The organism is Helicobacter mustelae (assembly GCF_900476215.1).
GTDB lineage: Bacteria > Campylobacterota > Campylobacteria > Campylobacterales > Helicobacteraceae > Helicobacter_H > Helicobacter_H mustelae.
Map to the genome: position 1 here is coordinate 318,344 of NZ_LS483446.1, position 12,275 is coordinate 330,618.

Consider the following 12,275-nt stretch of genomic DNA (forward strand, 5'->3'; position numbering starts at 1 on the left):
AATCTTTGTGATTAGCATTTTGGAAATTTATAAAATCGGGATAGGGCCATCTAGCTCCCATACCATGGGTCCTATGAAAATTGCCAAAAATTTTGTGGATGCCCTGATTGGTGCGGGATTGTTGGAAAAAGCCACGCGCATCATCGCAGATGTCTATGGCTCACTGTCTTTGACAGGTAGGGGGCATCAGACAGATATTGCCATCATTTTGGGTTTAGCGGGTAATACTGCAGACAACGTAGATATTGATGCCACGCAAGAGTTTTTGAAAAACCTGCGCGAGACAAAGACTCTGCAAATCTATGGCGAGAAATTCAGCCTAGATTTTGAAGAGGAGAGGGACATCCTCTTTCATAAAGAATTTTTGAAGCTTCATGAAAATGGGCTGAGGCTGAGCGCATTTGCAGGAGAGAGGGAATTGCTTAGTAAGACGTATTATTCTGTGGGCGGAGGGAGAATTGTGGAGGAAAGGGATTTTGGCCAGGAAAATGTCAATAGGATTAGTGTACCCTATCCCTTTTCTTCTGCAAAGGAGCTGCTAGAGCATTGTGATGAGACCTCACTTTCTATTTCTAGTATTGTGCTAGAAAATGAATTGGTCTCTCACAGCATGGAGGAGATCCAGCAATATTTTGATAGGATTTATTCCACGATGAAAGCTTGCATGCACCGAGGATTTGAAAAAGAGGGATTATTGCCTGGCTGTTTGAAGGTACCCCGTCGCGCGGCATTTTTACATCGCGAACTCATCGCCAATAAAGCCAACCAAGAAGATCCCATGAGAATCTTTGACTGGGTGAATTTATTTGCACTGGCAATCTCTGAGGAAAATGCCAGCGGAGGGAGGATTGTCACTGCGCCCACAAATGGGGCTTGTGGCATTGTCCCAGCGGTGTTGTTTTATTATGATCACTTTATAGAAAAGCTTACCCAAGATGTGTATTTGCGCTATTTTGCCACGAGTGCGGCAATTGGTCTGCTTTATGAGATGAATGCCTCTATTAGCGGTGCAGAAGTGGGCTGTCAGGGAGAGGTCGGGGTGGCCTGCAGCATGGCAGCAGCTGGGCTTGCAGAGCTTTTGGGGGGTAATGCCAGACAGGTTTGTATGGCCGCAGAAATCGGAATGGAGCATAACTTGGGACTGACTTGTGATCCTGTGGCGGGTCTTGTTCAGATTCCTTGCATCGAACGCAATGCTATCGCCTCCATCAAGGCAATCAATGCTGCAAGAATGGCAATCTTGCGCAAAAATAGTGCTAGGGTGAGCCTAGATGAGGTCATTGCTACGATGTATCGCACAGGTAGGGACTTGAACTCCAAATACAAAGAAACTTCACAAGGAGGTCTGGCATTTACGCTCAATAACTGTGGCTAACCCTCCAAGCTCTGTGTATATTTAGCGCACTGTCGGTGCTGCAGTAGTCTAAAAGAACGCACGATATTTTGCATCAAAGAAGGGCTCTGCTCCTTTTAAGATTCTCGCAAAAATCCAAAAAATCCTGCACAAACCCCCAATTCCAGCGAAGTAGAAAATCTCAAAGCAAGGCTAAACCAGCAAAAAAAAGAGATTTCTCAAGCTATGGAAGTTATGAGAATGAAGCAAGAGGCATTAGAAGAGCTGCTTTATGTCATTCCCAACATCCCTGATGAAAAAACCCCAAGAGGAGAGGATGAGAGGGAGAATCTTGAGCTTAGCAAAATCCTTGAGCCAAGAGCCTTTGATTTTATCCCCAAGGAGCATTGGGAATTAGCCCAACAAAATGGCTGGATTGATTTTGAGCGGGGCGTAAAGCTTGCTAAGAGTCGCTTTTCTGTGTTGCGTGGCATGGGTGCAAGACTCAATCGCGCACTCATTAATTTCATGCTGGATTGCAATCAAAAAGCAGGATTTGAGCTGGTTTGGCTGGGGTTAGTTTTGTGCGAGATTCATGAGCTAGTCTTGCACCATGTTGATACTGTGCAGGATTTTGCAGGAGCTCTCCTGCCCCTCTTGGCATTCCTTCTCAAAATAATTGCGCGCCAAATAAAAATATGCCAGCGCAATTTCTAGATTTTTTTTGAGTTTTCCCTGACCTCTCTCATACATGATGGCTAGATTGAAGCAGGCTTCAGGGACGAGTAGCGCGCAGGCTCTCTGGTAATAAAATGCGGCATTTTGGAGATTTTTGTTTACACCAAGCTCTTTGTAATAGAGATCTGCAAGCCTCTGACAGCCTATGCCATCTTCATCTTCATCGCATAATGCCTGATAATATTTCTCTGCTTTGGGACCAATTTCTAGCAGCCTTGTTTGGAAGCAGCCAAAGCTATCATGATTTTTGCAGGCAAAGTCAAAATATTGTTTGGCTTTTTTGTAGTCTCTTTCCACACCAAAGCCATTTTCATACAGCATCCCAATACCACTGCAGCCAAGCATATTTCCCATATCACAGGCCTTCTGGTAATAGGACTTGGCCTCATCATAGTCCTTTGTCTCATAAAATCTCTGCCCTTGCTTGACAAAAGCATCGCCAGGGGCTCCAAGCCCAAGGGAAAAGCTGAGCAAAAAAAAGGCAAGGATTTTCATGAGATGTTTTGCAATCGCTCCTCTCGCATCCCCTCTTGTTCTTTGTATAGCAGCGCGCACTTCTTAGAGAGTTCGCGGATCTTGAGGATGAATTCCTGGCGCTGGGAGACAGAGATGGCCTTTCTTGCATCCAGGATGTTGAAGAAATGCGAACTCATCATGACAAGATCATATGCAGGAAGGGGCAATTCTGCATCCAGGCAGCGCCTTGCTTCATTTTGTACGCTAGAAAATAATTCCCAAAGCATTTTTGTATCTGCGATTTCAAAATGATATTTGCTAAATTGATATTCACTTTCCAAATGCACATCAGCATAATTCACCTTCTCTTGGAGTGTATTCTCCCCCCATTCTATCTCTAGGAGCGATTCTACTTGCTGAATATAGGTGACTAGGCGCTCCACTCCATAGGTGATCTCAATGGCCACGGGATCGCATGCCACTCCTCCTACTTGCTGAAAATAAGTAAATTGCGTGATTTCCATCCCATCTAGCCACACTTCCCATCCCAAGCCCCAAGCCCCAAGTGTTGGGGATTCCCAATTATCTTCTACAAAGCGAATGTCATGCTTTTTGAGATCTAGACCCAGTACCTCTAGGCTTTTGAGGTAGATCTCTTGGATGTTGTCTGGGCTTGGCTTGATGAGCACTTGGAATTGATAGTAACTCCCTAGGCGATTGGGGTTTTCTCCATATCTGCCATCTGTGGGGCGACGTGAGGGGGCCACATATGCAACCGACCATGGCTTAGTATCTAGGCTCCTTAGCAAGGTGGCTGGATGAAATGTCCCAGCGCCCGCTGGGATGTCATAGGGCTGCACAATGATGCATCCTTGCTCCTTCCAGAATTCTTGAAGTTTGAGCAAAATATTTGAAAAAGTGGGCCGCATAAAATACCTTTGAGAATTGGGATAAACATGGGAAATTATAGCAGGCAAATCGTCAAAAAAGCCATGGATTTTTATGCTAGAATTTTACAGCGAAATTTTCACAAAAAGGCCTAGGCAATGATTGATGTGAGGTTGTTGGTAAGTGATTTTGATGCAGTGAGTCAGAAATTGCAGAAGAAAAAAGTAGGGGCTGTTTTGCTACAGGATTTAAAGGCGCGTGCGCAGGAATACAAAAGCGCCAAACAAGGGCTAGAAACCCTGCAAGCAGAGCAGAATAAGAACTCCAAGATTTTTGGCTCTTTGATGGCACAAAAAGATTCCCAAAATTCCAGCGAAGTAGAAAATCTCAAAGCAAGGCTAAACCAGCAAAAAAAAGAGATTTCTCAAGCTATGGAAGTTATGAGAATGAAGCAAGAGGCATTAGAAGAGCTGCTTTATGTCATTCCCAACATCCCTGATGAAAAAACCCCAAGAGGAGAGGATGAGAGGGAGAATCTTGAGCTTAGCAAAATCCTTGAGCCAAGAGCCTTTGATTTTATCCCCAAGGAGCATTGGGAATTAGCCCAACAAAATGGCTGGATTGATTTTGAGCGGGGCGTAAAGCTTGCTAAGAGTCGCTTTTCTGTGTTGCGTGGCATGGGTGCAAGACTCAATCGCGCACTCATTAATTTCATGCTGGATTGCAATCAAAAAGCAGGATTTGAGCTGGTTTCAGCCCCTGTGATTGTCAATGAAAAGATGCTTTTTGGCACCGGACAGTTGCCAAAATTTGCAGAAGATATGTTTCGCATCGATGGCAATATGGATCCGCTTCATGTCGGAGAGGAAGAAGAAAAACAAGATCTCTATCTCATCTCCACGTCAGAGATCACGCTTACAAATCTCTATTATGATGAGATTCTCCAAGCAGAGGATTTGCCTCTTTTGCTCACTACACAAACTCCTTGCTTTCGCAAAGAAGCAGGGAGTGCAGGGAGGGATACCAGAGGCATGATCCGCCAGCACCAATTTGATAAGGTAGAATTGGTTGCCATCACAAAGCCTGAGCAAAGTGATGCAATCCAGCAGAAAATGATAGATACAGCAAGCGGGATTTTGCGTACACTGGGGCTTCCTCATCGCCTAGTCCAGCTTTGTGGCGGGGATTTGGGATTTTGTGCGAGCAATACTGTAGATCTTGAAGTATGGCTGCCAGGGCAGAATTGCTATCGAGAAATCAGCTCCATTAGCAACACCAGGGATTTTCAGGCGCGCAGAGCAAAAATCCGATACAAAGAGGACAAAAAAAATCACCTTGTACACACGCTCAATGGCTCCTCTCTGGCTGTGGGGCGCACGCTCATTGCCATTATGGAGAATTATCAAAACAAAGATGGCAGCATCACCATCCCAGAGGCACTCAAGCCTTATTTGTGATTGATTCATGGCAAATACTGAGGAACAAGGCAAAAAGAAGATTCTGGTTTTTTTTGAGAGCATTTCTAGCAAGTGCAAAGATGCCCTTAAGTCGCTAAAAAAACTTCCCAAAAAGCAGAAAATCCTCTATTCTGGCACTGCGAGCGGGGTTGTTTTGCTTTTGATTACATTGGTGATTTTGTGGCTGATTTTTGGCCACAAAAATGCAAAAAAAAAGCAAACCCTCCCCATTCAGACAAAGATTGAGATAGCCAATCAAGAAAAGAGCAATCAAGAAGAAGATATTCCCCAAGAGTTGCTTGCCTCTCTGCCCAAACCAGATAGCATACTCGCTTCCATCAATAATCATGAGCTCAATAGTATGATTCAAAAAGCAGATGTCCTCTACACCAATGGAGATGTAACAGAGGCGCTGAATGTTTTTGAGAAGATTGCAAATTTTTCGCAGTCACTTGCTAGCTACAATCTTGGGGTGGTGCGCATGCGCCAAAAGGAATATGGGCTAGCAATAAAGTCCTTTGATGAGGCAATCAGTACGGGTGAGGATGTGAGTCTAGCAGCCCTTGATGCTGGGGTTGCAGCGCGCCATTTGGGGAATCAAAAGGCATATCGCTATTATCTCAACCTTGCAGCAAAGGAGCTAAGCAAAGAGTCCAAAGAAAAGTTTTATAGCTATTTGTATGCACTCATTCAGTTTTATCAGCAAAATTATTTTGCCGCATTAAGTGCGCTCACCCATCCTAATTCTCCCTCTTTTGTGAGCAAGAGCGATGATTTGCTTATGCGCACTTTTTTGACCCTGGATGATAGTAGCAATGCCATCAAGGTCCTAGAAAAATCCCAAGACAAAGACAAAAAGATGCTTGGCTTACTGTATGGGCGGGTTGGGGATTATAAAAAGGCACGGGAATATCTGCTTTCTTATACCAACAAGAATCATGGGGATGTGGGTGCACAAATGGCGTTGCAGATCGTGTTTTTGAAAATGCACGACTTTGCCAATGCAGCAAGGATGCTAGATACCATCAATGCTTCTGATGCGGCAAAAAAACAGGCTTTTGAGGCCTATCCCATCAAAATCACCCTAGCCCCCAAGCTTTTTGATGTGAATTTGGCACAAGAAATTTTTGTAAAAAAATTCCTAGATCCCAAGGACCCCGCTTCGTATAAACTGCTCTTTTATTATGCACCCTTCAAGGTTTTCAACATCAAAGATGCGCTTGAGCTCACGCAAGAAGGCGGGGCGCTTTCTCTGCAAAATATCCAAGCCTCTGAGGAGAAAATGATCCAAAGCCAGACCATTGCACAAATTGATAAAAGCATCACGGAGTCTTTGAGTTTTGTTGATAAAAAGCATCTGCGCAAGGCCATTGGCGTACTAAAGAAAGTGCTAGAGAAAAATCCCAATCACTCGATCTTGCATTATGATGCGGGATTATTGTATGCGCAGATGGAGGATTATGGGCGTGCGTATAAGCATTTCATCAAGGCATATTATCTTGATAGCAAGGAATTGGATGCAGGAATGTTTGCCATCCTCACTTCTTATTTTTTGAACAAAGATACCTCAAGAATCCAAAACGAAATCACTAAGAATTTCGAAAATCTCGCGCCAAAAAATCCTGAGCAGCGCAAATTTTTGTTGGCATTTTTGGGCTATCTCAATAACAACATCGGGGATGAGATGGCTTGGGTGGATGATGTCAAAGAAAAAAAATCCATCTATTATGCACTTAAGGCTGCCTATGCGATTCGTCAAAAAGATCATAAGGCCATCATCTCTGCCTTTGGCTCTTTAAGAGACATGTACAAAAATGATTTTATTACCAATGTTTTCTATGCTGTGGCAGAGAATTTCAATACCAATTTCAAAGAAATTGCACTCAAGCTGCATAATATTTTTGTGGATAATCGCTATAACCTTGATAGCGTCTATTATGGCCCCGCACTTGCTAGGGAATTTTATGCTCATATTGGATTTATTACAGGCTCGCTTCAGAGCCAAGAAAATCTTTTGCAACAAAAGCTCACCTCCTCCCTTGGCAACAATAATGGCATCTTGCAGGCCCTGGGGCTTGTGAATATCTATCAGCACAAATTTGAGCAGGCCTATGATACCTACAATCTCTTGATTAACCAGCTTGGCGAGGATGATGCGCGCACGCAGTTTCTTGCAGCAGTCGCAGCGGTTGGCATGAATGACAAGGACAATGCCAGCTTGCTCTTGCAGCTCTCCAAAATGAATGCGGATTCAGAATTTGAGACGCGTTTTGCCCTGGGCATTCTCTATCAGCAGGCTGGGAATTTCAGGGCTGCTATCGCACACTACAATATGATTATTGGCAGGAGCTTTGATCTGGGTTTTTTTGATTTTGAGATTGATGTGCCAAAGATCCTAGCCCTCCAAAAAGCAGCCAAAAAATTATGACAAAAGCCTACCAAGACCTAAACCCCGCTCAAAGAGAGGCTATAGAGCACATTGATGGCCCCATTCTTGTGCTCGCAGGGGCTGGTAGTGGCAAAACCAAGACCCTCACTACGCGCCTGGCCTATCTCATCGATGAAGTGGGTATCCCGGCGCATCAGACCTTGATGCTGACCTTTACCAACAAGGCGAGCAAAGAAATGCGAGAGCGCGCACTCTCTTTGATGTCAAACCCCATTCACCCCCCACTTCTTTGCACATTCCACCGTTTTGGTTTGATGTTTTTGAAATTCTATATTAGAGAGTTGGGGCGCGGAGAGAATTTTGTGCTGCTTGATAGTGATGATAAAAAAAAGCTAATCAAGCAAGTAAGCACAGAGATTCTAAGAGGCTCAAAGGAACTTATGCCAAAAAACCTCATCCAAAAGACCAAAAATGAAGATGAGGATTCTGCTCCCACCAAGCTTAGCCCTGGTTATCTAGAATACATCATCTCCCAGCTCAAAAATTCCCTCATCCTGCCTGAGGGATTTTTTGCTAGTGCATCAAATCCCACGCAGATGAGCATCGCAAAGATTTATCAAGGATACCAACAAGCACTCATTGAGCAAAATCTCATAGATTTTGATGATTTAATCTTGCTGCCCTATCAGATCTTGGAGCAAAATCAAAATCTTGCCATGGAAGTCTCTAGGCGCTATGCTTACATTATGGTGGATGAATATCAGGATACAAATTTTTTGCAATTCAAGCTTTTAGAAAAGCTTTGCAGCGCGCATCAAAATCTTTGTGTGGTGGGCGATGATGATCAGAGCATTTATGGATGGAGGGGGGCAGAAATTGGGAATATCTTGAATTTTCATAAATTTTTCCCCGATACAAAAACCATCAGACTAGAGGAGAATTATCGCTCTAGTCAAGAGATTTTGGAGGCTAGCAATCAGCTCATCGCCCACAATAAGCAGCGCTTAGGCAAGGTGCTATATAGTCATAAGGGCAGGGGAGAGAATGTGGAACTGCTCCACAATCCAGATGAAAATCTTGAATCTCAGGTGCTAGCAAAAAAAATCCAAAGCCTTTTGAGAGAGGGGGCAAGGGTGGATGAGATTGCTATTTTGTTCCGACTCAATGCACTCTCCCGCGCGCTAGAAGATGGGCTAAACAAGGCAAAAATCCCCTATTGTCTCATTGGCACGATTCGATTTTATGAGCGTGCAGAGATTAAGGATATCTTGGCATATCTGCGCTATCTCATCAATGATAGGGATGATTTTTCGCTAGAGCGCATCATCAATCAGCCAAAAAGAGGGATTGGAAAAACCACAAAAGAGGCGATTTTCTCCCTTGCAAAAGAGAGAAGAATCAGCGTGGCAGAGGCATTTTCCCTAGGGCTTTATGAGGGGGTTTTGAGCCAAAAGATCCTCAAAAATCTCAAAGGTTTTTTTGGCACCTTAGAGGAGCTGCGAGGACTAGAGATGCAGCCAGAGAGGATTATTGGAGTATTTTTGGATCGCTTTGAGCTCCGCAATTGCTATGAGGATGAGTTTGGGGGGAATGATAGATTGGCAAATATTCAGGAATTCCAGGGTTTATTGAAGGATTATTTCCATCACAATCCCACTCATATCCTGCAGGATTTTCTCAATGATATCCCGCTAGAGAGCGAGCTTGACATGCAAAATGATCATGGGGTCAAGTGCATGAGTATCCATACTGCGAAGGGATTAGAGTTTGATTATGTTTTTGTCATTGGGTTAGAAGAGGGATTTACTCCCTTGTTGCGTGAGGGGGTGGATATGGAAGAAGAGCGCAGGCTCACTTATGTGGCTTTTACACGCGCTAGAAAAAAGCTTTTTGTAAGCTATGTGGATTCGCGTTATCATCAAGGGATACGCAAACCAATCAGCCCATCAAGATTTTTGCTCGAATCCCAAATCCTAAAATCTCATACATCCCAAAATATAGCCCAGAAGAAAATGGGTACCATCAGCAAGGGGGATTTGGTATTGCATAAGGTTTTTGGCACTGGGCGCGTGGAGGAAGTGCGAAAGAGTGGAGAGGATGAGATTTACTCCATTAATTTTGGAGGATTGATTAAACCTATACTTTCTCGATTTGTCACAAAGGTAGAGTCATGAAAAAATGGTTTTTCTTCCTGGCATTTTTGCATGTTTTGTGGAGTGATAATATCACGAGCATCGAGAAAAAAATCAAGCAGGATTATGAGGCCTATTACAAAAATAATGCCCTTGTAATCAAGGGGATAAAATTATTGCTCGATGCCTCTAGTCAGATTAATGAGGTAAGACTAGAGCATATTGCACTAGAGGATGAGAAATTTGGAGGGGATGGAAGGGTGCGCATTATCTTTGTCTTTGAAAACAAAAAATACACCCATAGCATTGCTTATAAAATCCATGGCGATCTCAAAGTGGTTTTTGCCAAAATTGGAATCAAAAAATCCCAAGACATCACCAAGGAAAATACTTTGATCAAAACCATTCCCTTGGGGGCTTTGCAAAATAGCCCCATTGGCCTTTCTGATATTGATAATATCAGCGCCAAGATCTTCATCCCTAGCGGTGGGATGATTGTAAATTCTCTTGTGGCAAATAAGATTTTGATTCGCAAAAATGATAGTTTTCTTGCCATCTATAAAGAGGGAAATATGCAAATCCAGCTTACATTGATTGCAAAGCAAGATGGCGCAAAGGATGCGATTATTGAGGCCTATAATCCCGAGAGCAAAAAAACCCTGCGCGTGAGGGTTTTGAGCAATGCTATGGGAGAGATTTTGTGAGGGAAATATGAAATTTACTTTGGCAATCAGTGGGGCAAGTGGGGTGCATTTGGGTCTTAGATTTCTCTCCAATCTCCCCAAGGAATGGGAGTTGTTTTTGGTGCTTAGCAGGGGAGCAAAGGAAGTGATTACACAGGAAAAAACTCCTTTGGAATTTTCTCAAAAACTAGAGATTTTGGATTGTCAAGATCTTGGAGCCTGCATTGCTTCAGGGAGTTTTGGAGTAGAAAAGATGGCAATCATCCCCACCTCTATGAATAAGCTTGCCAAAATTTCTCATGGCATCGCAGATGATCTTATCACTCGTGCAGCCTCTGTGATGATTAAAGAGCGCAAGACTTTATTGCTAGCTCCGCGTGAGATGCCTCTTTCTCCCATTGCACTAGAAAATATGCTGCGCCTCTCGCAAACTGGAGTCATCATCGCTCCGCCGATTTTGGGATATTATGCAGGGATTGAGGATTTGGAGGGGATGGAGGATTTTTTGATTGGGAAATGGCTAGATAGCTTGCAAATCCCACACAATCTGTATCGAAGGTGGAAGGCATGAGAAGGCTCGCAATTTATCCAGGGACTTTTGATCCATTGACTAATGGGCATTTGGATGTCATCAAACGCAGCGCAGAGCTTTTTGATAATCTCATCGTCGCAGTAGCCAAGAATAGCGCTAAATCTCCTCTTTTTAGCCTAGAGGATCGCATTGAGATGCTAGGGCTAGCAACTAGGGATTTTAGCAATGTTTCTTGCGTGGGATTTGATAATTTGCTTGCAGATTTTGCCAAGCAAAATGGTGCGCGTGTGCTCATTCGAGGCTTGCGCGTGATGAGTGATTTTGAATATGAATTGCAGATGGGCTATGCCAATGCTTCGCTAAATACAGAGCTAGAGACGATTTATTTTATGCCCAGTCTTAAAAATGCCTTTATTAGCTCCTCAATCGTGCGCAATATCTTGGAGTATGGAGGGAAAATTTCTCATATTGTGCCCCATGCGGTGTTTGAATATATTTTATCTAAGGGCAAGCCATGTATATAGTATTTGAGGGCATTGATACCAGTGGCAAAACTACGCAAATTGAGTTATTAAAGCCCCTTTTTCCCCATGCAATCTTTACTAGAGAGCCAGGAGGTAGCAGGATCGGAGAAAAGATACGAAAAATGATTTTGGAGCAAGAGGGATTAAATCCTACTGCAGAATTCTTCTTATTTCTAGCCGATCGTGCCCAGCATATAAGTGAAGTGATCTTGCCACACAAAAAGGATCTCATCATCGCAGATCGCAGCTTTGTTTCAGGAATTGCTTATGCAGAGGATCTCTTTCCAGAAGCCTATGAGCTGAATTTATTTGCCATGCAGGGCCTCTTGCCAGATAAAGTCATTGTGTTTAAGATAGATCAAGAAGACTTGTGCAAGCGACTCAAAAATAAGCATAATGACGTGATTGAAAAGCGTGGAATGGATTATTTGCTAAGGGTTCAAGAGAATTTATTGAGCATCACCAAGCGTCTAGAAAAAGAAAGGGGGGTGGAGAGATTGGTGCTTGATGCAGGGAAAAATCCAAGAGATTTGCATCAAGAAATCTTAAAAGCCCTGCCATGCGATGCATAGTTTGTGCCAGATTTAGTCTTTGTGTTCTTTGTAAATCCTGCCAAGAGCAACATCTCATCCTCAAACCCAAAATTCGCATTATAGGTGATTTCAAGGTTTATAGTTTTTATGATTACCAAGATGTTTCTTTTTTGCTTGCTACAAAATACTATGCCATTGGCACACGTGTTTTTGCATTGCTTGCAGGGCATGCAGCGCGATATTTTTTCACTCAGCAAAAAAGCACACTCCTCTCTCAGAATGTCTATGGCATTGCCATTGATGATCATCCCAAAAAATCCTATTCTCACTCTGGTGTGATTCTACGCGCTTTTAGGCATTGTGTGAGGCCTATTTATGGAGAGTTGTATGCGCGAAATGCTGTGCAATATGCAGGCAAGAACCTAGAATTCCGCAAAAATCACCCCAAGGATTTTTTTTATAAAAGCGGCGCGCGGGATGTGGTGATTTTTGATGACATCATCACTACGGGTACGAGTATGCTAGAAGCATCTTCTTGTGTGCAAAAAGCGGGTGGACAAGCGCTCTTTGGGATTGTGCTAGCAGATGCGAGATATTAAAAAAAAAGGAT

General features: G+C 43.4%; 11 protein-coding genes and 1 pseudogene. 10 read left to right on the plus strand and 2 right to left on the minus strand.

Annotation, left to right across the window (positions count from 1 at the left end; genetic code table 11):
• Positions 1-7: 7 nt before the first annotated feature.
• Positions 8-1,375, plus strand: coding sequence for an L-serine ammonia-lyase (locus DQN48_RS01495; RefSeq protein ID WP_013022625.1), 1,368 nt, complete (start codon positions 8-10; stop codon positions 1,373-1,375).
• Between the two features lie 234 nt (positions 1,376-1,609).
• A pseudogene (locus DQN48_RS07925) lies at positions 1,610-1,900 on the plus strand (serine--tRNA ligase); the annotation flags it as partial.
• A 33-nt stretch (positions 1,901-1,933) separates the two neighbouring features.
• On the opposite strand, the gene DQN48_RS01505 reads toward DQN48_RS07925, so the two are convergent.
• Together DQN48_RS01505 and glyQ are read right to left on the minus strand one after the other, a co-directional pair.
• Entirely contained in the window at positions 1,934-2,566 is a 633-nt protein-coding gene (locus DQN48_RS01505) for a tetratricopeptide repeat protein (RefSeq protein WP_013022626.1), read from the minus strand.
• Positions 2,563-3,456, minus strand: coding sequence for a glycine--tRNA ligase subunit alpha (gene glyQ / locus DQN48_RS01510; protein ID WP_013022627.1), 894 nt, complete (start codon positions 3,454-3,456; stop codon positions 2,563-2,565). The genes DQN48_RS01505 and glyQ overlap by 4 nt, the downstream gene beginning before the upstream one ends.
• A 117-nt stretch (positions 3,457-3,573) precedes the next feature.
• On the opposite strand from glyQ, the gene serS reads away from it, so the two are divergent.
• Genes serS through DQN48_RS01550 form a run of 8 tightly spaced genes read left to right on the plus strand, consistent with a single transcriptional unit; the run spans position 3,574 to position 12,264 of the window.
• Positions 3,574-4,872 (plus strand): serine--tRNA ligase, encoded by a 1,299-nt coding sequence (gene serS, locus DQN48_RS01515; protein WP_013022628.1) that lies wholly within the window; start codon positions 3,574-3,576, stop codon positions 4,870-4,872.
• Between the two features lie 7 nt (positions 4,873-4,879).
• Entirely contained in the window at positions 4,880-7,300 is a 2,421-nt protein-coding gene (locus tag DQN48_RS01520; protein ID WP_013022629.1) for a tetratricopeptide repeat protein, read from the plus strand.
• Positions 7,297-9,435, plus strand: a complete 2,139-nt coding sequence (locus DQN48_RS01525) for an ATP-dependent helicase (protein ID WP_013022630.1) — start codon at positions 7,297-7,299, stop codon at positions 9,433-9,435. The genes DQN48_RS01520 and DQN48_RS01525 overlap by 4 nt, the downstream gene beginning before the upstream one ends.
• Positions 9,432-10,097: a flagellar basal body P-ring formation chaperone FlgA gene (gene flgA, locus DQN48_RS01530; protein WP_013022631.1), complete on the plus strand. Its 666-nt coding sequence runs from the start codon at positions 9,432-9,434 to the stop codon at positions 10,095-10,097. The genes DQN48_RS01525 and flgA overlap by 4 nt, the downstream gene beginning before the upstream one ends.
• A 7-nt stretch (positions 10,098-10,104) precedes the next feature.
• Complete coding sequence (locus DQN48_RS01535) at positions 10,105-10,647, plus strand: UbiX family flavin prenyltransferase (protein WP_041913257.1); 543 nt, start codon at positions 10,105-10,107, stop codon at positions 10,645-10,647.
• Positions 10,644-11,132 (plus strand): pantetheine-phosphate adenylyltransferase, encoded by a 489-nt coding sequence (gene coaD / locus DQN48_RS01540; protein WP_013022633.1) that lies wholly within the window; start codon positions 10,644-10,646, stop codon positions 11,130-11,132. The genes DQN48_RS01535 and coaD overlap by 4 nt, the downstream gene beginning before the upstream one ends.
• On the plus strand, positions 11,123-11,704 hold the full coding sequence (gene tmk / locus DQN48_RS01545) for a dTMP kinase (RefSeq protein ID WP_013022634.1): 582 nt from the start codon (positions 11,123-11,125) through the stop codon (positions 11,702-11,704). Before coaD ends, tmk begins: the two co-directional genes overlap by 10 nt.
• Positions 11,692-12,264: a purine/pyrimidine phosphoribosyltransferase gene (locus tag DQN48_RS01550; RefSeq protein WP_013022635.1), complete on the plus strand. Its 573-nt coding sequence runs from the start codon at positions 11,692-11,694 to the stop codon at positions 12,262-12,264. Before tmk ends, DQN48_RS01550 begins: the two co-directional genes overlap by 13 nt.
• Positions 12,265-12,275: the final 11 nt, after the last annotated feature.

What these genes read in the sequence shown, in the direction of transcription:
- DQN48_RS01505 (WP_013022626.1), bottom strand. Translation starts at nt 2,566, where the DNA reads ATGAAAATCCTTGCCTTTTTTTTGCTCAGCTTTTCCCTTGGGCTTGGA.
- glyQ (WP_013022627.1), bottom strand. Translation starts at nt 3,456, where the DNA reads ATGCGGCCCACTTTTTCAAATATTTTGCTCAAACTTCAAGAATTCTGG.
- serS (WP_013022628.1), top strand. Translation starts at nt 3,574, where the DNA reads ATGATTGATGTGAGGTTGTTGGTAAGTGATTTTGATGCAGTGAGTCAG.
- DQN48_RS01520 (WP_013022629.1), top strand. Translation starts at nt 4,880, where the DNA reads ATGGCAAATACTGAGGAACAAGGCAAAAAGAAGATTCTGGTTTTTTTT.
- DQN48_RS01525 (WP_013022630.1), top strand. Translation starts at nt 7,297, where the DNA reads ATGACAAAAGCCTACCAAGACCTAAACCCCGCTCAAAGAGAGGCTATA.
- flgA (WP_013022631.1), top strand. Translation starts at nt 9,432, where the DNA reads ATGAAAAAATGGTTTTTCTTCCTGGCATTTTTGCATGTTTTGTGGAGT.
- DQN48_RS01535 (WP_041913257.1), top strand. Translation starts at nt 10,105, where the DNA reads ATGAAATTTACTTTGGCAATCAGTGGGGCAAGTGGGGTGCATTTGGGT.
- coaD (WP_013022633.1), top strand. Translation starts at nt 10,644, where the DNA reads ATGAGAAGGCTCGCAATTTATCCAGGGACTTTTGATCCATTGACTAAT.
- tmk (WP_013022634.1), top strand. Translation starts at nt 11,123, where the DNA reads ATGTATATAGTATTTGAGGGCATTGATACCAGTGGCAAAACTACGCAA.
- DQN48_RS01550 (WP_013022635.1), top strand. Translation starts at nt 11,692, where the DNA reads ATGCGATGCATAGTTTGTGCCAGATTTAGTCTTTGTGTTCTTTGTAAA.